18 protein-coding genes are annotated in these 21,723 nt (G+C 62.7%); 3 read left to right on the plus strand and 15 right to left on the minus strand.

The genetic code is table 11. From position 1 onward, the window contains the following. Positions 1-29: 29 nt before the first annotated feature. The 8 genes from mnhG to L610_RS10900 form a co-directional block, all read right to left on the minus strand. Positions 30-443, minus strand: coding sequence for a monovalent cation/H(+) antiporter subunit G (gene mnhG, locus L610_RS10865; RefSeq protein WP_144705110.1), 414 nt, complete (start codon positions 441-443; stop codon positions 30-32). 2 nt (positions 444-445) lie between these two features. Then, the gene (locus L610_RS10870; RefSeq protein WP_024846818.1) at positions 446-727 is read right to left on the minus strand and encodes a K+/H+ antiporter subunit F; all 282 of its coding nucleotides are present in this window, start codon (positions 725-727) and stop codon (positions 446-448) included. Continuing rightward, positions 724-1,209, minus strand: coding sequence for a Na+/H+ antiporter subunit E (locus L610_RS10875; RefSeq protein WP_144705024.1), 486 nt, complete (start codon positions 1,207-1,209; stop codon positions 724-726). The genes L610_RS10870 and L610_RS10875 overlap by 4 nt, the downstream gene beginning before the upstream one ends. Continuing rightward, positions 1,206-2,846 (minus strand): monovalent cation/H+ antiporter subunit D, encoded by a 1,641-nt coding sequence (locus L610_RS10880; RefSeq protein ID WP_144705027.1) that lies wholly within the window; start codon positions 2,844-2,846, stop codon positions 1,206-1,208. Before L610_RS10880 ends, L610_RS10875 begins: the two co-directional genes overlap by 4 nt. After that, positions 2,843-3,184 carry a Na+/H+ antiporter subunit C gene (locus tag L610_RS10885; protein WP_144705030.1) on the minus strand — a complete coding sequence of 114 codons (342 nt, stop codon included), beginning with the start codon at positions 3,182-3,184 and terminating at the stop codon, positions 2,843-2,845. Before L610_RS10885 ends, L610_RS10880 begins: the two co-directional genes overlap by 4 nt. Next, a complete protein-coding gene (locus L610_RS10890) occupies positions 3,184-6,099 on the minus strand; it encodes a monovalent cation/H+ antiporter subunit A (protein ID WP_144705033.1) in 2,916 nt (971 codons plus the stop codon). The genes L610_RS10885 and L610_RS10890 overlap by 1 nt, the downstream gene beginning before the upstream one ends. Positions 6,100-6,229: 130 nt before the next feature. After that, positions 6,230-7,420, minus strand: a complete 1,191-nt coding sequence (locus L610_RS10895; RefSeq protein ID WP_144705036.1) for an AI-2E family transporter — start codon at positions 7,418-7,420, stop codon at positions 6,230-6,232. A gap of 178 nt (positions 7,421-7,598) precedes the next feature. Beyond that, positions 7,599-8,459: an SMP-30/gluconolactonase/LRE family protein gene (locus L610_RS10900; protein WP_246658982.1), complete on the minus strand. Its 861-nt coding sequence runs from the start codon at positions 8,457-8,459 to the stop codon at positions 7,599-7,601. 152 nt (positions 8,460-8,611) lie between these two features. Here L610_RS10900 and lexA point away from each other — a divergent pair, with 152 nt between their 5' ends. After that, on the plus strand, positions 8,612-9,325 hold the full coding sequence (gene lexA, locus L610_RS10905) for a transcriptional repressor LexA (protein ID WP_144705042.1): 714 nt from the start codon (positions 8,612-8,614) through the stop codon (positions 9,323-9,325). Here the strand turns inward: lexA and L610_RS10910 are convergent. Next, the gene (locus L610_RS10910; RefSeq protein WP_144705045.1) at positions 9,319-11,538 is read right to left on the minus strand and encodes a ComEC/Rec2 family competence protein; all 2,220 of its coding nucleotides are present in this window, start codon (positions 11,536-11,538) and stop codon (positions 9,319-9,321) included. The genes lexA and L610_RS10910 overlap by 7 nt on opposite strands. 256 nt (positions 11,539-11,794) lie before the next feature. Here L610_RS10910 and gltX point away from each other — a divergent pair, with 256 nt between their 5' ends. Beyond that, positions 11,795-13,219 (plus strand): glutamate--tRNA ligase, encoded by a 1,425-nt coding sequence (gene gltX, locus L610_RS10915; RefSeq protein WP_144705048.1) that lies wholly within the window; start codon positions 11,795-11,797, stop codon positions 13,217-13,219. 162 nt (positions 13,220-13,381) lie between these two features. Beyond that, positions 13,382-14,671: a citrate synthase gene (gltA, locus tag L610_RS10920; protein ID WP_144705052.1), complete on the plus strand. Its 1,290-nt coding sequence runs from the start codon at positions 13,382-13,384 to the stop codon at positions 14,669-14,671. A gap of 96 nt (positions 14,672-14,767) precedes the next feature. Here the strand turns inward: gltA and L610_RS10925 are convergent, their stop codons facing one another. The 6 genes from L610_RS10925 to bamA are packed head-to-tail and all read right to left on the minus strand — an operon-like array spanning position 14,768 to position 21,599. Further along, positions 14,768-15,925, minus strand: coding sequence for a lipid-A-disaccharide synthase (locus L610_RS10925; protein ID WP_144705054.1), 1,158 nt, complete (start codon positions 15,923-15,925; stop codon positions 14,768-14,770). Further along, complete coding sequence (locus tag L610_RS10930; protein ID WP_371713015.1) at positions 15,922-16,821, minus strand: LpxI family protein; 900 nt, start codon at positions 16,819-16,821, stop codon at positions 15,922-15,924. The genes L610_RS10925 and L610_RS10930 overlap by 4 nt, the downstream gene beginning before the upstream one ends. Then, positions 16,805-17,635, minus strand: coding sequence for an acyl-ACP--UDP-N-acetylglucosamine O-acyltransferase (gene lpxA, locus L610_RS10935; RefSeq protein WP_144705058.1), 831 nt, complete (start codon positions 17,633-17,635; stop codon positions 16,805-16,807). Before lpxA ends, L610_RS10930 begins: the two co-directional genes overlap by 17 nt. 12 nt (positions 17,636-17,647) lie before the next feature. Beyond that, on the minus strand, positions 17,648-18,121 hold the full coding sequence (fabZ, locus tag L610_RS10940) for a 3-hydroxyacyl-ACP dehydratase FabZ (protein WP_024846805.1): 474 nt from the start codon (positions 18,119-18,121) through the stop codon (positions 17,648-17,650). Next, positions 18,114-19,172, minus strand: a complete 1,059-nt coding sequence (gene lpxD, locus L610_RS10945; RefSeq protein WP_144705061.1) for a UDP-3-O-(3-hydroxymyristoyl)glucosamine N-acyltransferase — start codon at positions 19,170-19,172, stop codon at positions 18,114-18,116. Before lpxD ends, fabZ begins: the two co-directional genes overlap by 8 nt. A 51-nt stretch (positions 19,173-19,223) precedes the next feature. Continuing rightward, positions 19,224-21,599, minus strand: a complete 2,376-nt coding sequence (gene bamA, locus L610_RS10950) for an outer membrane protein assembly factor BamA (RefSeq protein WP_144705063.1) — start codon at positions 21,597-21,599, stop codon at positions 19,224-19,226. Positions 21,600-21,723: the final 124 nt, after the last annotated feature.

Below are 21,723 nucleotides of genomic sequence, written 5' to 3' on the forward strand. Positions count from 1 at the left end.
CGGCGTCCCGACCGGCCATGCGGAAACATCTAGATCCCATTCTGCAGACGGCTATCGGTCTCGCTGCCTGCCGATGCTTCTTCCAGCCTTCCTCGCGCCGATTCCATCGCCGGCACGTCCGGATTCTGCTCGGCGCGATCACGGTAGATGGCCGCACGGGCAAGCAGCATCAGCGTCACCGGCATCGTGACCGTCACGAAAATGCCGATCAAGATTTCGTGCACCACCGGTCGCAATTCAAGAACGGTGAAGTAGATCATCGACGCGAAGACGATCCCGCCCGTGCCCCAGCTTGTGCCAAGGGTGGGCGCATGCACCCGGTCGTAGAACGAACGCAGGCGCCAGAAGCCGAACGAACCGATCAGCGTCAGGCCGGCGCCGATCACCAGGAACGCGGCGACCAGGATCGCCGCCCAGAGCGGCAGGTCAGCGGCGTGAGGCATGCTCATTCGATCACCTCGCCGCGCATGAGGAACTTTGCCAGTGCTGCCGTCGCCACGAATCCAAGGACGCCGATGATAAGGGCGGCTTCGAAATAGAAGGTGCTTCCGGTGCGGATGCCGAATACCAGCAGCTGCAGCATCGAGTTCACGTAGAGCGTGTCGAGGCCGAGCACGCGGTCCTGCGCGCGCGGGCCACGCATCATCCGCGCCATTGCGAAAATCATAGCAAGCGCGAGCGCGCCGTGCGCAACCCAGACCGCGAATACAACGATCATCTCGCTCATTCGAAGATCTCCCGCAGCAGGTGCTCGTACCGGTTCTTGATGGTATCGAGCCAGTCCGCCTCATCGACGAGGTCGAAGACGTGCAGAAGCACCTCCCCACGCGCCGAATTGTAGTCCATCCAGGCTGTCCCCGGTGTGCTCGTGATGATCACAGAAAGGATAGCAAGCCCTGTTGGATCACGCAGGTCGAGCGGAATTGTCAGGAAGCCGGACTTCCGCTGCCGGCGGCGGCCCTGCAGTATGATCGTCGCCACCGCGATGTTGGAGCGCAGAATGTCGAGCAGCACCACGCCGATCAGCTTTGGTACGAGATGCCACTTCTTGATCTTCGGACGCGACGGTTGAAGCGCTGCAAAGCCATGCACCGCCATCAGCGCGACGAGGATGCCGACGATCAGGTTTCCGAGCGAGAGGCTGGTCAGCGCCAGCCACATCAGCACCAGCGAGACGAGCAGCAGCGGGAACGGGAAGAAGCGCTTCATCGCGTGCCCTCCCGGCCGCGGGGCATCGCACGAGGCGCGTCGACCACGCTCTCGATGTAGATGCGCGGATCGTGCAGATTGTCAGCCGTCGCCTGCATGAAGCGCATGATCGGGCCAGCCTGGACAGTCAGGGCCAGCGTCAGCGCAAGCAGGACGCCGATCGGGATGATTTCCATCAGCTGGACGCGCGGGATGACCACATCGACCGGCGCCCAGAAAGTGCGGATACCGGCGCGGCTCATCGAGATCAGCGACGCGAGACCCGACAGAACCAGGAACGTCGCGAGCCACCACGCGGCCGAGGGGATCGTGGCTGCGTCACCAAGCGCGCCGTGATTGAAGCTCGCGTCGATGATGATGAACTTGGCGACGAAGCCAGGCAGCGGCGGCAGGCCTGCCAGCAGGAGGGCACAGGCGCCAAAGCTGATGCCAAGGATCGCGAGTGTGCCCGGTATGGTCACGCCAACCTCTTCCTCGACATCCTCGTCTTCCTCGCCCTCGCCGAAGGCTTCGACCGTCACCGCAAGAACGTTCGCGAACTGGTCCTGCCCGCGCTCGACGAGCTCGATCAGCAGGAAGAAGGCGCTGATCGCGATGGTCGAACTGACGAGGTACAGCAGAGCGCCCGCTGTGACGCCAACCTCGAAGAGGCCCAGCGAGGCAAGCAGCGTTCCGGAGGAGACCAGCACGGAGAAGCCGGCAAGCCGGCCGAGCGATTGCGAGGCAAGAACGCCGATAGCACCAAAGGTAATGGTCAGGATTCCGCCGAGCAACAGCACGTTTGTGCCGAAGCCGAACGACACCGTTTCCTTGGTGAAGAACAGCAGTGACAGTCGCAGGATGACGTAGACGCCGACCTTGCTCATGATCGCCATGATTGCGGCGACCGGCGCCGGCGCAGCGGTGTAGGTAGTCGGCAGCCAGAAGGACAATGGCCACATGCCTGCCTTGATCAGGAAGGCGATGCCAAGAATGCCCGCACCCGCCTCAAGCATCATCATGCTTTCGGGCGCGACCTTGGGGATCCGGAGCGCGAGGTCGGCCATGTTCAGCGTACCGGTGACGCCGTAGATCATGGCAACGCCGATCAGAAACAGCAGCGACGCCGCCAGATTGATCGCGATGTAGTGCAGACCAGCCCTCACTCGCAGCGAGCCTGAGCTGTGCAACACGAGCCCGTAGGACGCGGCGAGCATCACCTCGAAGAAGACGAAGAGGTTGAACAGATCGCCCGTCAGGAACGAGCCATTGAGGCCCATCAGCAGGAACAGGAACAGCGTGTGATAATTCGGACCGGCCTTCTGCCAGCGCACGATCGAAAAGACGAGCGCCGGAATGGCGAGGACGGCAGTCAGCGCCAGCATCATCGCCGCGAGGCGGTCCAGCACCAGCACGATTGCGAACGGAGGCGGCCAGTTGCCGAGCAGGTAGACGACGACGCGCCCGTCACCGGGCCTGCCATCTGCATGCGCGATCCGCAGCAGCAGGATCGCGACAATGAGCAGTGCCACCGCCGTGCCGATCGTGATCGTTGCCTTCAGCACGCGCTCCTGGTCGTTGAAGAACAGCAGCAGCGCGCCAGCCACTAGCGGCAGCACGATCGGCAGGATGACAAGGTGTTCGGGTGCAGGGATCATCTTTCGGGCTCCCTGCCGTCAACATGATCGGTGCCGGTGAAGCCGCGGGCAGCAAGGAGCACGACGAGGAACAGGGCCGTTGTTGCAAAGCCGATCACGATCGCCGTCAGCACCAGCGCTTGGGGGATCGGATCAGCAAAAGCCGACGGGTCGACTTCAGCGCCCGGCACAACGGGGGCCGCGTTGGACTTCAGCCGTCCCATCGAGAAAATGAAGAGATTGACGGCGTAGCCCAGCAGCGAGAGGCCGATGATGACCTGGTAGGTGCGCGGGCGCAGCAGCAGCCACACGCCGGAAGCCACAAGCACGCCGATGCCGAGCGAGAGGACGAGTTCCATCAGGCGTCCTCCTCCGCCTTCGCGGCTTCGACGGCACGGACGCGGTAGCTGCGGACCGACTGGTGAGCCAGCGCAATAAGGATGAGCACGGTGGCGCCGACAACAAGAGAGAACACGCCGAGGTCGAACAGCAGTGCGCTCGCCGTCGGCACCTTACCGATCAGCGGAATCTCGGTGTACTGGAAGTAGGTGGTCAGGAACGGCATGCCGAACAGCCACGCACCCAAGCCCGTGACGGCGGCCGCCATCAGGCCAAAGGCGATCCAGCGCACGGGCAGGATACGCAGGCGATCCTCGACCCAGCGTGTACCGCCGCCGAGATATTGCAGCAGGAAGCCGATTGCCATCGTCACGCCGGCCGCAAAGCCGCCGCCCGGCAGGTCGTGTCCGCGCAGGAACAGGAAGGCAGCGAGCAGGATGATCACCGGGAACATCCACTGCATCAGCACGGAGGGCACCATCAGGTAGTCGCGGACAGTCGACCCGATCTCCCGGTCCGGGCGCGCGTCGTCGTACATGTTCTGGATGCGCTGCTGCTCCGGAACGCCAACGCTGTCCGCCGCCGGTCGGTAGCGGCGAAGCAGGGCGAAAACGGTGAGCGCAACGATGCCGAGCACGGTGATTTCGCCAAAGGTATCGAAGCCACGGAAGTCGACCAGGATCACGTTGACGACGTTCTTGCCGCCGCCCTCGGAGTAAGCGTTCTCCAGGAAGAAATTGGCGATCGTATCCGTCTCCGGCCGCTTCATCATCGCGTAGGCGAGTATCGCCATGCCGACACCGCAGATGACGGCAAGGCCGAAGTCGCGGTGACGGCGCATGCGGTCCATCGGACGAACGGAGTTATCCACTTCTTCGAGACGCTTCGGCAGCCAACGCAGACCAAGCAGGATGAGAACCGTCGTCACCACCTCGACCACGAGCTGCGTGACGGCAAGGTCCGGCGCGGAGAACCAGATGAAGGTGATGCAGGTTACGATGCCAGCACCGCCCATCAGGATGAGCGCGGCCAGGCGGTGGTACTTGGCCTGATAAGCTGCGCCCAGCGCGCAGACGATGCCCACCGCCCAGAAGGCGGCAAAGGTCGGGTCGAGGCCGTCGAAGCTGACGTTCGGCAGACGGAACCCGCCCCGGAATAGCGGAACCAGCCCCGCCACGAAGGCGGCAAAGACGACAAGCCGCAGTTGCGGCTGCAGACGGCGCGTGCCCAGATTGGCCTCGATCCAGCGCGCCCAGCGCCAGGAGATGGTGACCAGGATACGCTCGAAGATGCGCTGGCCCTTGAGGTTGCGCAGGAACGGCGTGCCGTCTTCGCAGGTGGCAAGGTAGCGGCGCAGCGCAAGATAGAGCGCCGTGCCGCCTACCAGCGCGATGACGCTCATGATCAGCGGTGTATTGAGGCCATGCCACACGGCAAGGCTGTAGTCGGGCGTCTCACTGCCAAGCACTGCCACGACGGCGGTGTGCAGGTACGGCCCGATGGTGATGCTCGGCACAATGCCGACAATCAGGCAGATGAGCACCAGGAGCTCGATCGGCAGACGCATCCAGTGCGGCGGCTCGTGCGGCTCATGTGGCAGGTCGACGGGCTTTGGCCCAAAGAAAACGGTATGGATGAACCGCACCGAATAGGTCACCGCGAAGGTGCTTGCGATCGTTGCGGCATAGGGTGCAAGTCCGTCGAGGATCGACCCGTGATGCTTCTCCAGCGTCTCGGCGAAGAACATTTCCTTCGACAGGAAGCCGTTCAGAAGCGGCACGCCCGCCATCGCGGCACTTGCCACCATCGCCAGCGTTGCCGTTATCGGCAGGAATGAAAACAGGCCGGACAGCCGGCGCATGTCGCGTGTACCCGCCTCGTGGTCGATGATGCCGGCGGCCATGAACAGCGACGCCTTGAAGGTGGCGTGGTTGATCATGTGGAAGATGGCCGCAACCGCAGCGAGCGGGCTGCCGAGGCTCAGCAGCGTCGTGATGAGGCCCAGATGGCTGATGGTGGAATAGGCCAGCAGACCCTTCAGGTCTTGCTGGAAGATCGCATAGAACGCACCCAGCATCAGCGTCGCCATGCCGGTCAGACCGACAAGGAAAAACCACTCATCGGTGCCCGACAGAACCGGCCATAGTCGGGCCAACAAGAAGACGCCAGCCTTCACCATCGTTGCCGAGTGCAGGTAGGCAGACACGGGCGTCGGCGCCGCCATCGCGTTGGGCAACCAGAAGTGAAAAGGGAATTGCGCGCTTTTCGTCAGTGCCCCGAGCAGGATCAGCACAAGGGCAGTCGAATAGAGTTCGTGCCCGCGGATCTTGTCGCCCGAGGCGAGCACAACGTCGAGATCGTAGCTGCCGACGATATGGCCGATGAGCATCAGGCCGACGAGCAGCGCGAGTCCACCAATGCCCGTGATCGTCAGCGCCATTCGCGCGCCGTCACGCGCCGCCTGGTTGTGGTGCCAGTAGCTGATGAGCAGGAAGGAGACGATGCTGGTCAGTTCCCAGAAGATCGCCAGCACGATCAGGTTGCCGGCAATAACCAGGCCCTGCATGGAACCCATGAAAGCGAGCAAGAACGAGAAGAACCGCGGCACAGGGTCCTTCGGCGACATGTAGTAGCGTGCGTAGATGACGACGAGCAGGCCAATGCCGGTGATCAGCACCGAAAACATCCAGCCGAAACCGTCCATGCGCAGGGTGAAATTGACGCCTAGCTCCGGCAGCCACTGCGCCTCGCGGCGGATCACGCCGCCTTCCCTGACTGCAGGGTACAGGAAGGCCGTGATCGTAAATGCTGCAAGCGAAACCAGCCCCGACAACCAGGCCTCAGCGTTGCGCGCGTTCCGGGGAAGCAACGAAGCCGCTACGCTGCCTGCGAACGGCAGCAACACCAAAAATAGTAGCAGGTTCGCGTCAGTCATTCCGCGTGATTCGGCAAAAGGGGAGTTGGGGGACCGGATTATTTGAAAAGCCGTAGATTCAGCCGCCCAGTCAACCCCTTATGCCGAAAAATTGGGATACTGCGTCGGCTTGGCGCAACCGCGCCAAAGATCATGCCCCGCCCGAACCTGCCGCAAGGGTAGACTTGACGGACTCTTCCTCCGGCACTTCCACCGTGACGGGGGCGGGAGAAGCCTGCATTTCATGCAGCCATTCGCGCCAGATAGCTACCAGCAACGCCATCAGCACCGGCCCGATGAACAGGCCAAGGAAGCCCATGGTCTTCACGCCACCGATCAGGCCAAAGAAGGTTGGCAGGAACGGCAGCTTGATCGGCCCGCCCACGAGTTTCGGGCGCAGCGTCTTGTCGACGATGAAGAGTTCGATCGAACCCCAGGCGAACAGGCCAAGGCCGGCAAAGGGTGAACCAGACGCAACCAGATAGAGAGAGACCAGCGTGAAGCTGAGCGGCGCACCGCCGGGGATGAGGGCCATGACGCCGGTGATGACGCCAAGGGTAACCGGCGAGGGCACGCCCGCGATCCAGTAGGCCGTGCCGAGAACGATGCCCTCGCCGATCGCGATCAGCGTCATGCCCATGACGGTCGAGCTGATCGTCGCCGGGACCACGCGCGAAATGCGCTCCCAGCGCATCGGCAGGATCCGCTCGCCCAGCGTGTCCACCTGCTTCACGAAGTTCTCCCCGTCCTTGTAGACGAAGAACAGCGCGATCAGCATGAAGAGCAGCGTTAGCAGGAGGTCGAAGAGACCGGTGCCGGCAGCAAGCACGGCGCGGTAGATCGAGCCGATATTCGCGCCGCTGACGATCTGCACCAGTTCGCCCAGCGCGCCCGGATGGCCGATGTAGCGCTGCCACTGCTCGTCGAGCCACGGCCCGATGCCGCCCGGCAGGGTGATCATCCATTCAGGCGGCGGTGAGCCGGTGCGGTTTGCCTCCACCGCCCAGGTGAACCAGACGCCGACTTCCTTGATCGTGTAACTGATGGCGAGCACCACCGGCACGACGAGGAAGGTAAGGATCAGCGCAATTGCGATCGAAGCCGCTAGTGGGCGATTGTTGCCGCAACGGCGCAGCAGGTCGCTGTAGACCGGCCAGCTGGCGAAACCGATCACCAGGGCCGCCAGGACTGGTACCAGAAAGCCATGGAAGAAGTAGATGCCGGCTGCAAACACCAGCACCAGCAGCCACCGCGCCGCCGAAAGAGGCGGTACCAGCGCGATCCGCGTCGGAGTGGCGGAGCCGAGCCAACGCGGTTCCTGCGGTTCGAGTGTCTTTTTCATCGCTTTCCGTCGCCTGATCAGATGGAGGCCAATCTGCAGCGGACGCCCATCAATCTGATGTGTCGCATCCGCGTTCCGACCGGGTCAAGACTCGGCCACCAATGAATGCCCCATACCACCGCATTTTGAGCGGTTTCATGGCACCATCAATGACAAAGGCTCCGGTCTCCAGTTTCCGCTAAAGGATCACCCTTGGATCAGGCTGTCCCCTAAGCCCGGTTTCGACCGCAAAGACGGCGCCAGCGAGCGGCTGGCTCGCAAGCGCTTCTGCAGATAAACCTTCCTGCGCAGTGGTCACGAAAAGCGTGGACCAGTTCGGGCCACCGAAGGCCGGACACGTGATCTGGCTCACCGGAAGCTCGATCCTGAGATCCTCGAGTCCGTTCGGCGCATAGCGCGCGACGGAGGATTTCGCCCAACACGCCACCCAGAGGAAGCCATCCGCATCGAAGATGGCTCCATCTGGACTTGTCGCGACCTGCCGCAGGTCGAGGAAAATCGTCCGGTCGCCCGTCGGCCAGCCGTCCCGGTCCAGTGCCTGGCGCCAGATGATGCGCTCCCGGCTATCAGCAAAACAGGCGAACTTGCCATCCGGCGAAAAGCAGGTGGCGTTGGGAATATCAATACCCGTGTAGAGGGCTCGCAGTTCGCCCCGATAGTAGCGGTAGATGGTGCCTAAGCCCGGTTCCGCCCTGCGTCCCATCGTACCGATCCAGAAGCCCCCTTTCGGGTCTGCCCGACCGTCATTGGTGCGCAGATCTGGCCGATCCGGCTCGATCCGGCAGATCGTCTCCCGCGAGCCGCTTTCGATATTAAAGCGCATCAGGCCGCCAGCCCCCGCTACAAGCAGGTTGTCGTGGTCGATCCAGCCGAGGGCGGAGACCGGCACATCGAAAGTCCACTCGAAGACCTTCTCCTCCTTCCGCGACCGCAGCTTCTGGCCGACGATGTCGACCCAGAAAAGCTGCTCCCTGTCCGGATGCCACAGCGGCCCCTCGCCAAGCGCACAAAGCCGATCATCAAAGACTCTTGGTTCCACCAGCCCCTCCCCTGGAACTTCAATCGAAGCACCTTGTGCCACAACTCGTCGTCTCGTGCAGCAGGGCGCGCGCCTATTAATGATTGCGGAACACAAATGGAACATATAGTGTTTTGTTCAGGGTTTGTTTTTCTGATTCCAAGGGGCGCCCGATGCTTACGCGCAAGCAACACGAACTGCTTCTCTTCATCCATGAGCGGTTGAAGGAGACGGGCATTCCTCCTTCATTCGATGAAATGAAGGAGGCGCTGGACCTTGCGTCCAAGTCGGGCATTCACCGCCTGATCACCGCCCTTGAGGAACGCGGCTTTATCCGCCGCCTACCTAACCGGGCGCGCGCCCTCGAGGTTCTGCGCCTTCCCGACTCGATCGCGCCGGGCCTCAACTCAGCGAAAAAATTCTCGCCGAGCGTGATCCAGGGCAGCTTGGGCAAGGCGCCGGAGCCTGCGCGCGTGCAGGTTCCGAGCAATGACGATGCCGCATCCGGCATCGCCATTCCGGTGATGGGTCGCATTGCAGCGGGCGTTCCGATCAGCGCGATTCAGCTGCAGACCCATTCGATTGCCGTGCCACCGGACATGCTGCGCGGCGGCGAGCACTATGCGCTCGAAGTCAAGGGCGACTCGATGATCGAGGCCGGCATCTTCGATGGCGACACGGTGATCATCCGAAACACCTCATCGGCAACCCCAGGCGACATCGTCGTCGCCCTCGTCGATGACGAGGAAGCAACGCTCAAGCGTTTCCGCCGGAAGGGCGACTCGATTGCGCTGGAAGCTGCGAACCCGGCCTATGAGACCCGCATTTTTGGGCCGGACCGAGTGAAGGTCCAGGGCAGGCTGGTCGGCCTCATCCGTCGCTACTGAACCGTTTCCTTAGTTTCACTGTTCGCGCCGGCCGCACCTTGTGTGGCCGTCGTTCGTTCAGGCAATCCGCGCGCAGCCCGCGAGAAGCGGCGATGATCATGCCACGGCCGGTATGGCATGCTGATGGCGTGCCGGATTTGCGCCCGACCTTGCGCGTCAAATCGAACTTCGGCTGCACCGTATAACGCCAGATCGCGCGTGGTGAGCGTCAACGTGCCTGAGCCCGCGCAGGGATCGCTCGATGTAGCATCGGCGAGCACGAGCAGCGCCGCCAGCCCGCACGCATCACGTGCCGCGTCCTCATCTGCCGTGTAGACAATCGTGTTTCCGTTTTCATGGCGGGCGGTGCAGGTCTTTCCTGAACAGATGAAGCCGTGTTCGAGCGAGTTGTCTTCGGCTTGCGGCCGCACTACCGTGGTTGCCCGCATCGCGCGCTGCCAATTTTCAAGCGCAAAGCCGCGCGGTCGCGACTGGTTGACGGCAACAGCCCCGTCCGACAGGCGCATCGCAACGAGCCTGCCGTCCTCGGCGATCAGGACGTCCGGTCGGGCGTCAACAAGAACAAGTACTGTCAGGCCTGCGGCGATCGGCGCTGCTGCCAGCCAGCGCAGGGACGTCTGCGACATCGTCAGGATTGCGAGGCCAGCGGCCAACAAGAGGACAGAAGCGCCGGGAATTGCACCGGTAGAGTCGTAGAACGAACGCTCCGCGAGCCACTGCGCGACCGTGATAACCGCCGCGATCCCCTCGCCCATCGCAAGCAGCGGGAGGGCGTCAAGCCCGAGCGGCATCAGGATCGACGCGGCAACCGCCATCGGCATCACCACCACCGACACGATCGGCATCGCCGCAAGATTGGCGAACAGGCCGAGTGGCGAAACTTGCTGAAAATGCCACGCGCTAAAAAGGGCCGTCGCACCCCCGGCGATGATCGATGTCGCGGCGAGGGCGATGGCAGCGGCGAAGGAGTACCGTACAATTCGTCCCGGAAAGGACGGCGTACTGCGCCGGCGTCGCGGCTCCTGTCCAGCGCGGTAGCTAGTCCAGGCAGCGTAAGACGCGACGAGTGCGGCGGTTGCTGCGAAAGACATCTGGAAGGAAGGTCCTGCCACCTCATGCGGCGAGATCAGCAAGATGATGATCGCCGAGATGGCGAGATTGCGCATGGTGAGCGCCGCGCGGTCGAACACGATCGCCAGCAGCATGACCGCAAGCATGATGAAGCTGCGCTGCGCCGCGACATCCGCCCCGGAGATGAGCAGGTAGAAGGCGGCGGCTAGCAGAGCGATCACCGCCGCATATTTCTTCACCGGCCGCCGCATCGCGAAATTGGGAGCGAGCGCGAAGACGCTGCGCAGTGCGACCATCAGCGTGCCGCCGACAAGGGCCATGTGCAGGCCGGAGATTGAAATGACGTGGTAGAGGCCAGTGATGCGCAGCGCCTCGTTGATCTGCTCCGGAATGCCGGCGCGGATGCCGGTGATCAGAGCGGCTGCAATGGCTCCTTCCGGACCGCCAATCGTCTCGGTGATCCGCGCGGCCATCTTCTGGCGTAGGGTTTGGACCCACGCCATTCCGCGCATCCAGAGGGCCGGCTCGGGCCTCTCGCCCTCCACAATCTCGGGAGCGCCCATGAAGAAGCCGATTGCACCGATGCCCGAAAAGTAACTCTGAAACGAGAAGTCATAGCTGTACGGCCGTACCGGACCCGAGGGCGAGATAAGCCTGACGACGCTTTCGATGACCTCTCCTATTCCGGCATTTTCCGGCATCGAACTCGCAGTGACACGTACGATGTCCGGCGCATAGCGCAGCACGGGCCGCCGGGTGTCGAGGACCCGAAGCGTCAGTCTCACCCGCCCGGAAGCCTGTTGCTCGATCAACTCCACGCGGCCGGTCAGCCTTGTGGTTACCTCCGAGCCGAGGATGCGCGTGCCTGCTGTAAGCGTTTCAATCTTGGCGCTCACAGCACCGCTGGCAACGAGCAGCCCTGACATGGCCAGCAGACGCCAGGCGAAGTGTGTGCGCAGCCACCAACAGAGACTCAGGAGGCCGAAGACGAGCGCAGTGAGCGGAAGAAGGGTGGGCTCGTGCGGCAGGGCGAAATAGGTGAGCGCCCCGGCACCAATAAAGACCGGAATACAAAGAAACGGCGTCCCGCGATCAATTTCAGCTTCAAACGCCGCGCGCGCTTCTTGTGATATCCGTCCAATCGCGGGCCTTTCCGAGGCGCGTGCGCCAGCTTATCCGGCCTCTTCTGCCGAAAATTTGGCTCCGGGCACCATCGGTTCGCGCGAGATCGGTCCCGCCGAAGAACAGGCGGCGCTCGTCAATTTCCGCATGCTCCTCCCCGCCCATGCCGCGTTTCCCAGCCCCGTAGGCGCTTGCACGATGAGGTCGCTATGCTACATGAGCGCCAGACAAATACCATCGGCCGTTCAACGGCCAGTTTTCTCATGGATGGATCCCGTGTCCGACAAGGTTGTCACCCGCTTCGCGCCCTCACCTACCGGCTTCCTGCACATTGGTGGTGCGCGCACCGCGCTCTTCAACTGGCTTTATGCCAACCACACCGGCGGCATCATGCTGCTGCGCATCGAGGATACCGACCGTGAGCGCTCGACCGAGGCGGCAACCCGGGCGATCCTCGACGGTCTGAAGTGGCTCGGGCTCGAGTGGGAAGGCGAGCCGATCTCGCAGTATCAGCGCGCCGACCGTCACCGCGAGGTGGCCGAGGAACTCGTCCGCATGGGCAAGGCGTATTACTGTTATGCGACCCCGCAGGAGCTCGAGGAGATGCGCGAGAAGGCTCGCGCAGAGGGACGCCCGCCGCGCTATGACGGCCGCTGGCGCGACCGCGATCCGTCCGAGGCACCGGCCGGCGTGAAGCCCGCGATCCGCATCAAGGCGCCTCAGGAAGGCGAGACGATCGTCTACGACAAGGTGCAGGGCGAGGTCCGCTTCCCGAACAAGGATCTCGACGATTTCATCATCCTGCGCTCGGACGGCAACCCGACCTACATGCAAGCCGTGGTCGTTGATGACCATGACATGGGCGTCACCCACATCATTCGCGGCGACGACCATCTGACGAATGCCGCACGTCAGACCATCATCTACCAGGCCATGGGCTGGGACGTGCCGGTCATGGCGCACATTCCGCTGATCCATGGTTCGGACGGTGCGAAGCTGTCGAAGCGCCATGGTGCGCTGGGCGTCGAAGCCTATCGCGCGATGGGCTATCTGCCCAAGGCGCTGCTGAACTACCTCGCCCGCCTGGGCTGGAGCCATGGCGATGACGAGGTCATGTCCATCGAGGACATGATCAGCTGGTTCGACATCGTGGACGTCAACAAGGGCGCCGCCCGTTTCGACTTCGCCAAGCTTGAGGCGCTCAACGGCATCCACATGCGCAACACCGACGACAAGGTGCTGCTCGACCAGTTCCTGGGCACCCTGCCCTACATCGAGGAGCGCGGCGCAATCCCCACCGAGCTCAGCGACGAGCAGAAGGCTAAGCTGCTCGCCGCGCTTCCGGGCCTCAAGGAACGTGCAAAGACGCTGGTGGAGCTGGCGGACAGCGCCCAGTACCTGTTCGTGCAGCGTCCGCTGAACCTCGACGAGAAGGCGACGCAGATCCTCGACGCGGATGCGCGCGCCACGATCGCCGGCCTCCTGCCGCGGTTTGAAGCCCTGGGCGAGTGGACCGCGGCATCGACCGAGTCGGTCGTGCGCGCCTATGCCGAGGAGACTGGACTGAAGCTCGGAAAGATCGCGCAACCGCTCCGCGCGGCCCTTACGGGACGTTCAACTTCGCCCGGCGTGTTCGACGTCCTGGCTGTTCTCGGACGCGATGAAAGTATTGCGCGCCTGGCTGATCAGGCCGCAGGCTGAAGATAACTTTTTGGGCAGCTGTTGCATTTTTGCGTTGCAACATCTGCCCGTCGGAATAGCTTGGCAGGCCAGTCCAAATCGGATAGCTAGGGCCCGCGATCGGAGGAACTCGCTGAGCGAAACTGATCGGTGGCGGGGAAACATATTTAAGAGGTGATTGTCATGAGCAGCACGGCCGCAACACTTGATTTCAAGGGAAAACCCACTGAATTCAAGGTGCGACAAGGGACGGTGGGGCCGGACGTCATCGACATCAGCTCCCTCTACAAGGAGACCGGCGCTTTCACCTACGATCCGGGTTTCACCTCGACCGCAAGCTGCGAGTCCAAGATCACCTACATCGACGGTGACCAGGGCGTCCTGCTGCACCGTGGCTATCCGATCGAGCAGCTCGCCGAGCACGGCGACTTCCTCGAGACCTGCTACCTGCTCCTCTACGGCGAGCTGCCGACCAAGGCGCAGAAGGAAGACTTCGACTACCGCGTCACGCACCACACCATGGTGCACGAGCAGCTGTCGCGCTTCTTCMCCGGCTYCCGCCGCGACGCCCACCCGATGGCTGTCATGTGCGGTGTCGTCGGCGCGCTTTCGGCCTTCTACCACGACTCCACCGACATCTCCGATCCGCATCACCGCATGGTCGCGTCGATCCGCCTGATCGCAAAGATGCCGACGATCGCAGCGATGGCCTACAAGTACCACATCGGACAGCCTTTCGTTTACCCGAAGAACGAGCTGTCCTTCGCGGCCAACTTCCTGCACATGTGCTTCGCGGTTCCCTGCGAGGAGTACAAGGTCAACCCGATCCTCGCTCGCGCGATGGAACGCATCTTCATCCTGCACGCCGACCACGAGCAGAACGCGTCCACCTCGACCGTCCGCCTCGCCGGTTCGTCGGGCGCCAACCCATTCGCCTGCATCGCGGCCGGCATTGCCTGCCTGTGGGGCCCGGCACACGGCGGCGCGAACGAGGCTGCGCTCAACATGCTGGCCGAGATCGGTTCCGTTGACCGTATTCCGGAATTCATCGCCCGCGCGAAGGACAAGAACGATCCGTTCCGCCTGATGGGCTTCGGTCACCGCGTCTACAAGAACTACGATCCGCGCGCCAAGATCATGCAGAAGACCTGCCATGAGGTGCTCGGCGAGCTCGGCATCAAGGACGATCCGCTGCTCGACGTCGCGATGGAGCTCGAGAAGATCGCCCTGACCGACGAGTACTTCATCGAGAAGAAGCTGTACCCGAACATCGACTTCTACTCGGGCATCACGCTGAAGGCGCTCGGCTTCCCGACGACCATGTTCACCGTGCTGTTCGCCGTCGCGCGCACCGTCGGCTGGGTCGCACAGTGGAAGGAAATGATCGAGGATCCGCACCAGAAGATCGGCCGTCCGCGTCAGCTCTACACCGGCCATACCCTCCGCGACTATGTGCCGATCGCTCAGCGCTGATCGCAAAAGATCTAAAGAGAAGGGGCGCCTCGGGCGCCCCTTTTGTTTTGCCGGTTGATTTCGGCGGGAAATTGCGGCAGTGGCGGCGGGTCGATGCTAGCGCCCCATGCGGCGGAGGACGACTTCCGCAGCCAAATCGCCGGGAGGTTTCGGCATCTTCATGCGCCGCGCCACGTGCAGAAGGCCGTCGATCTGCGCGATGCGGGCGGGCGTGTCCGCCCACAGCTGCTCGATGAGCCGAGCTAGATATTCGGGCCTAACGAAGTCGTTGTAGAACTCCGGTACGACCGGCCAGTCGACGATGAGGTTCGGCAACGCCGCCGACCAGGTGGTGACGAACCGCATCAGCTGCGATGCCATCCAGTCGGGCCGGTAGCAGGAAATCATCGGCACACGCGACAAGGCTAGTTCCAGCAGGACCGTGCCCGAGGCTGCGAGGGCTGCATCCGCCTCGCCGAATGCCTGCCACTTCTCTTCCGCAGACTCAACAAACCGCGGCCACACGGGCCACTCGAGGCAGCCGTCGCGAACGATTTGGGCGACATGCGGCACCGTCGGGACCACGACCTCAAAGTCATGGCCGCGCTTAGCAAGGATGCCGACGGTTTCCCCGAACGGCCGCAACAGGCGGCGCACTTCGCTGCGACGAGAGCCCGGCAGGACCAGCAGTGTTCTGCGTCCTTCACGGATGCGCTCGGTCTGCATCTGTGCTGCCTGCGCAACGCCTGGATTGGCGGCCAGACGGTGGCCCACATAAGTGCCTTGCGGGCCATCGAGTGTCCGCAGCGCTTCCGGTTCGAACGGTAGCACGCAGAGAATTTCATCGATGTAGGGCTTCATCGACGGCGCCCTGCCCGGCCGCCATGCCCACACACTGGGACAGACGTAGTGGATGATCGGGATCTTGGGATCGGCCTCGCGGACCTTCTTCGCTACGCGCAGCGCAAAGTCCGGGCTATCGATGGTGACGAGGCAATCGGGCCTCGCGGCAACGATGTGCGCGGCCGTCTGGTTGATGCGACGGATCAGCTTCGGCAGTTCCTTTACCACTGCCGTGATGCCCATAAGGGCGATCTCGGAGCCATCGAACAGCGGCTCCATCCCGGCTTCGCGCAGATGCCGGCCACCGACGCCGCATAGCTCGACCGGCCGACCGGTGATCCTGCGGAGCGACTCGGCAAGATCGACGCCGAGAAGGTCGCCGGACTCCTCGCCGGCAACCATGGCGATGCGCAGCGGGCGCTCCGAAGTCATATGTCCTCCTTGGCAGCCTGCGGCTCGATGCCGACGACGAACAGGCCGAGCTCATCGGCCCGGGCAATGGCGCGGTCAAAGTCGAGGATGAAGCAGCCACCCGCCTCGACGGCGACGCCTGCTAACCCGGCCCGGTTGGCCTGATCCATCGTGTCGGGGCCAATGGCCGGAATGTCTGCCCGGCGCTCCTGCTGCGGCTTGAGGCGCTTCACGAGCACGCCCCGCTTCTTGCCGGCCAAACGCCCGTGCCCGCGCAGGGACGCCGTGCGTTCGAGCAGTCCTTCGGTACCCTCAATGCCTTCGAGGGCAATGACGCGGCCGCCAATAGCAACAGCCGCCTGGCCAATGTCGAGCTTGCCGATGAGTTCGGCCGCCTGCGAAGCAGCCTCAATGTCCCGCTGATCGGCCCTGTTGGGAGCTTCTTTCGTCAGAACGCCAGCAGGTGCCAGCAGGTCAGGCACCACTTCATGCGAACCGACCACGCGGAATCCCTGCTTTTCGATCGCGCCGATAACCGTTCGCAACAGGCCATCGTCGCCGCGCATGAGGCCGGTGATGACGCGCGAGACCAGGCGCATCAGCGTCCAGTTCCATTTCATGCCGGTAAGTTTCGGCCGGCGGCCGACGCTGCCGGCCAGGATCACATGCGTGATCTTTTCCTGCGTGAAGCGATCGAGCAGCGGCCCGAAGTCCTCGAGCCTCACCGTGGTCTGCGCGATGCCGGAAAAGTCTGCTTCGGCAGCCTCGCCCTGGAGAACGGCGACGAACGGATTGTTGCCCCGCTCGGCCAGCGTGCGGGCTACCGCTACGGGAAGCGCGCCGCCGCCAGCTATGATGGCGACGCGTCCATCCGGAATATGCCTGATCTGCTTGTCTTCGTCAGTCGATGTCATCATGGGCATCATCGCGGTCACCCAATGCCGGTACCACGAAATGCCGCTTGCCGCGACTGGTCATGAAGTCGAGGATCTCGATGACCTCGGGGATGTCCGCAAACTCCTTGCGGACGGCCTCGGCGTTCTCCGCCACCGTGCCGCTCGACGAGAACAGCATGCGGTAAGCCGCGCGCATCGCCTGCAGCTGCGTGCGGGTCATGCCCGAGCGCTTCAGCCCGACGACGTTGAAGCCGTGCAGGGTTGCACGGTTACCGACCGCCATGGCGAAGGGAATGACGTCGCCGACGATCGCCGAGCAGCCGCCCAAGAAAGCGCGGCGGCCGATGCGGCAGAACTGGTGCACGGCCGTGAGGCCGCCGATGATGACATGATCGCCGACCTCGCAGTGGCCGCCGAGGGTCGCGCCGTTGGTAAGCGTGACGTTGTTGCCCACCACGCAGTCGTGCGCAATATGTGAATAGGCCAGCAGGAAGCAGTTGTCGCCGACCACTGTAGCGCCCGAACCTGCGTCAGAGCCCTTGTGAATGGTCACCGACTCGCGGATGTCGCAATTCTTGCCGACGATGAGCGTCGTGCGGCCGCCCTTGTGCTTGGTGTCCTGCGGCAGGCCACCAAGCGCGGCAAACGCTTGAATACGGGTGCCCTCGCCGATCGTCGTGGCGCCCTGGATCGATACGTGGTTTGCGAGATGAACGTTGTCACCCAGCACCACGTCCGGCCCCACATAGCAGAAGGGACCCACATAGACGCCAGTTCCGAGCTGTGCGCCCGTTTCGACGAGCGCACTCGGATGAACAAAAGTCTCGGAAGTCAAAAAAAATCTCCGTCAGCTCGCCGTCTTCGGCGACATCATGGCCGAAATTTCGGCCTCGGCAACCTTGTTGCCTTCAACAATTGCTTCGCAGGCGAAACGCCAGATGTTGCCGCGCTGCTTGAGCTTCTTCACGTGGATCTCGAGGCGGTCACCGGGGACGACAGGCTTGCGGAACTTCGCGTTGTCGATCGTCATGAAGTAGACCAGCGAAGGCTTGTCGAGTCCGGTCTTGCGGATGCAGATCGCGCCGGCCGTCTGCGCCATGGCCTCGATGATGAGGACGCCCGGCATGACAGGCTGTTCCGGGAAATGTCCTGTGAAATGCGGCTCGTTGAAAGTGACGTTCTTGATGCCGATCGCGGAGTTGTCTTCATCGATCTCGATGACGCGGTCGATCAGCAGAAACGGATAGCGGTGCGGCAGCAGCCGCATAATCTGCAGAATGTCGAGGCTTTCAAGCGTGTTGCCCTGAGTTTCCTCAGCCATCGCCCTGTCCCTTCTCTGTTCTTGGAGTAATCAGTTTCCGGATAGCGGCGACTTCGCGGAAGAAATCCTTGATCGGCCGCGCGGGGGCGCCAGCCCACCGTTCGCCGGCCGGAATGTCGTTCATCACACCCGACCTGGCGGCGATCTGCGCGCCGGAGCCTACATTGATGTGATCGGCAATGCCGACGCTACCGCCCATCATCACGCCATCGCCGAGGGTGACTGAGCCGGAAATTCCGCACTGGCCCGCAATCAGGCACGCACGACCTATACGTACGTTATGCGCAATTTGGACCAGATTATCGATTTTCGATTTCTCGCCGATTATAGTGTCCGACAGCGCGCCGCGGTCAATGGTGGTGTTGGCCCCGATCTCGACATCATCCTGAATGATCACGCGACCAACCTGAGGCATCTTTTCCGGGCCGGTACGGCCGCCGACAAAGCCAAAGCCATCCTGGCCGACGCGAACGCCGGCGTGGATAATCACTCGGTTGCCGATCATCGCGTGCTGGACGCTGGCGCCGGGGCCGACAAAGCATTCGCGGCCGATCTTGCAGTTGGCGCCAATGACCGAGTTGGGGCCGATGATGGACCCCTGGCCTATTGCGGCATCAGCGCCGATGACCGCGCCCGGCTCGACGATCACGCCTGCTTCAATGGTCGCGCTCGGATGAACGAAGGCAGTCTTCGAGATCCCGGTCTCACCGGTCACCGAGACCGGACGCGCAGCGGCGGGGAACAGCAAGCGGCCGATGCTCGCAAAATCCTGCTGCGGTGCCTTCGAAACGAGAACGGCAATACCAGCCGGCACGTCTTTCGACACGTCGTCGGTGCACAGCAACACGCCGCCAGCAATGCCCTTGAGCAGGCCGGCGTTGCGGCGGCCTTCGACAAAGACAAGCGCACCGGCGCCGCCGTTTTCGGCGGACGCCAGTGACGACACTGTCATCGAAGCATGTTCAGGAGTGCGAAGCTCCGCCCCCGTCAGCGCCGCAATTTCAGCTGCGGTGAAAGTGCGCGACGCTTGAAAGAAAACCGGGTCCGTCATGCGAGCCTTCTTATCCGGGCCGCGAGCGGCCCGGAAGAGTTGTTGCTGTGACTAGAACCGGGTCGACATGCCGAAGCTGAACTCCTGCACCCGGTCGGTAGCTTCCTTCTTGAAAGGCACAGCGTAGTCGACGCGCAGCGGACCGAACGGCGAGGCCCAGATGATGCTGGCGCCGGCAGAAGCACGCCACTCCATCGAGGTGCCTGCAGCGTTCGCAAGATCGTTGCCGTAGAGCGTTGCAGCGTCGACAAACGCGGCACCCCGGAAGCCAAGGCTTTCCGACAGCAGCGGCAGCGGGAATTGCACTTCAGCAGAAGCATTGAAGTAGGTCGTACCACCCAGGTGACGGCTATCATAACCCGGCGCAACCGTCGTGTCATACGGACCGAAACCGTTGTGCCTGAAGCCACGGATCATGCGGTCGTTGCCCTGGAAGTGGTCGAACACCCGCAATTCACCCGAGCCGTAGCTCATAATGTGGCCGGCGCCCACCGAGAGAAGGCCAACCAGGTCGAGCTCATCGACCAGCGGCTTGTAGTAGCTGCCGCGAGCCGTGAACTTCGCCCACTTTGCATCTCCACCAAGGCCGGCCACTTCGGTCGTGAAGTTGGCGTAGATGCCGTTGCGGGGGTTCTGGATATTGTCGATCGTGTTGTAGATCAGCGAGCCACTGACCGACGATTTCGTCCAAGTTCCCTCGCCGATTGCCTCACGAATATGACGCGATAGCACTGCATCATCATCACATTTATTGTCCGAACCAACGAAGCAATCGTCGTCGTACTTGTACTTTTCCTGCGTGTAGTTGTACGCCACCTGCGTGGTGAGACCCTGCGTGATCGGCAGGCCGAAGCGGATCGTGCCACCGGTCAGCTGGCTGTGGTACTCATCGTACTCGCGGGTGTTGCGGTAGATGTCAAAGCCAGCGGAGATACGACGGCCGAGGAAGTATGGCTCGGTGAACGACAGCTGGTAGTCGCGCGAGTTCTTGCCGCCACCGCCGGCGAGACGGATCGACTGGCCGCGACCGAGGAAGTTGCGCTCTGCAATCGAGCCTTCAACCGAGAAACCGCCGGTCGGACCACCACCGGTCGCGTAACCGCCACCGATCGACAGCTCACCAGTCGACTTCTCGACTACGTCGACAACCAGAACAACCTGGTCAGGCTCGGAGCCCGGAGCGGTCGCAATGTTGACGGTCTGGAAGAAGTCCAGAGCCTCAAGACGGCGCTTGGCGCGCTGAATCAGGACCTGGTTGAAAGCGTCACCTTCGCTGACATCGAACTCGCGACGAATGACGTAGTCACGGGTGCGGCTGTTGCCGCGGATCTCGATGCGCTCAATGTAGGCACGAGGACCCTGGTCGATCGTGTAGACGACCGAGATCGTACCGTTCTCGAAATTGCGGTCACCGCGAGGGGTAACCTGCGCGAATGCGTAGCCGAGGTCAGCAGCGCGCTCGGAAAGGCCGAGAAGCGTGTCCTCGACGTCCTTGGCCGAGTAGTACTTGCCCTCGACGGTCTTGATCTGCGAGCGCAGGACTTCTGGCGACAGGCCTTCGACCGTGCTCTCGACCTCGATCGAGCCGAAGCGGTAGCGCTGACCTTCATCGACGACGAAGGTGATGTCGTAGGAGTTGGTCTGGTCGTTGTGCTGCGCGGACGACGAGATCACACGGAAGTCGGCATAGCCGCGGTTGTAGTAGAAGCGACGCAGCGCCTCTTCGTCGGCACGCAGACGGTCGGCGTCATAGATGTCGTTGCGGGTCAGCCACGACATAACGCCCGAGCGCTTCGTCGAGATGACGTCGCGCAGGCGGCTGTCGGAGTAGGCCGAGTTGCCATCGAAGGTGATCGACGAAATCTTGGTGCGGCCGCCCTCTTCCACGTTGAAGACGACGTTGACGCGATTCTCGCCGAGGTCGACGACCTGGTAGGAAACATTCGCACCCTCGCGGCCGACGCGAGCGTAGGCCTGACGGATGGTTTCGGCGTCAGCCTCGGCGGTCGCGCTGGAGAACGAGCCGCGCGGCTGCAGCTGGATCTGACGGATAAGGTCCTCGTCCTTCAGGCGCTTGTTGCCCTGGAACAGCACCTGGTTGACGATCGAGTATTCGTCGACGGTGACGACGAGCGCGCCGCCAGCCTGGTTGATGCGCACGTCGGAGAACAGGCCGGTAGCGAACAGGCGCTTCACAGCCTCATCGACGTCGTCGTTGTTGAAATTCCTGCCGGGACGGATCGCGATGTTGCTGCGGATCGTCTCCGCGTCCACGCGGCGGTTGCCGCGGACTTCGATCCTGTTGACCACGGCGGCTTCTGCGACGGCCACGGTTGCCAGCTGCAATGCACCAGCGCCGCTCACCACAACGCCGGCCGAGATAGCGATCGCCGAAACGGCGCCGAACAAATTAGAAGCTGCCTTCATTGGGCTCTGAAACCTTTTATTCTCGTAGTCCCCACGGCGAGAACACCGGACGTGGCTGTCACAAGTGTCGTACCGTATTACCCGGATTTCGCCTACACGCAAGGGTTCTGGTTAAGATCCATTT

Source organism: Aminobacter sp. J44, from assembly GCF_007829415.1.
Classification (GTDB): Bacteria; Pseudomonadota; Alphaproteobacteria; order Rhizobiales; family Rhizobiaceae; genus Aerobium.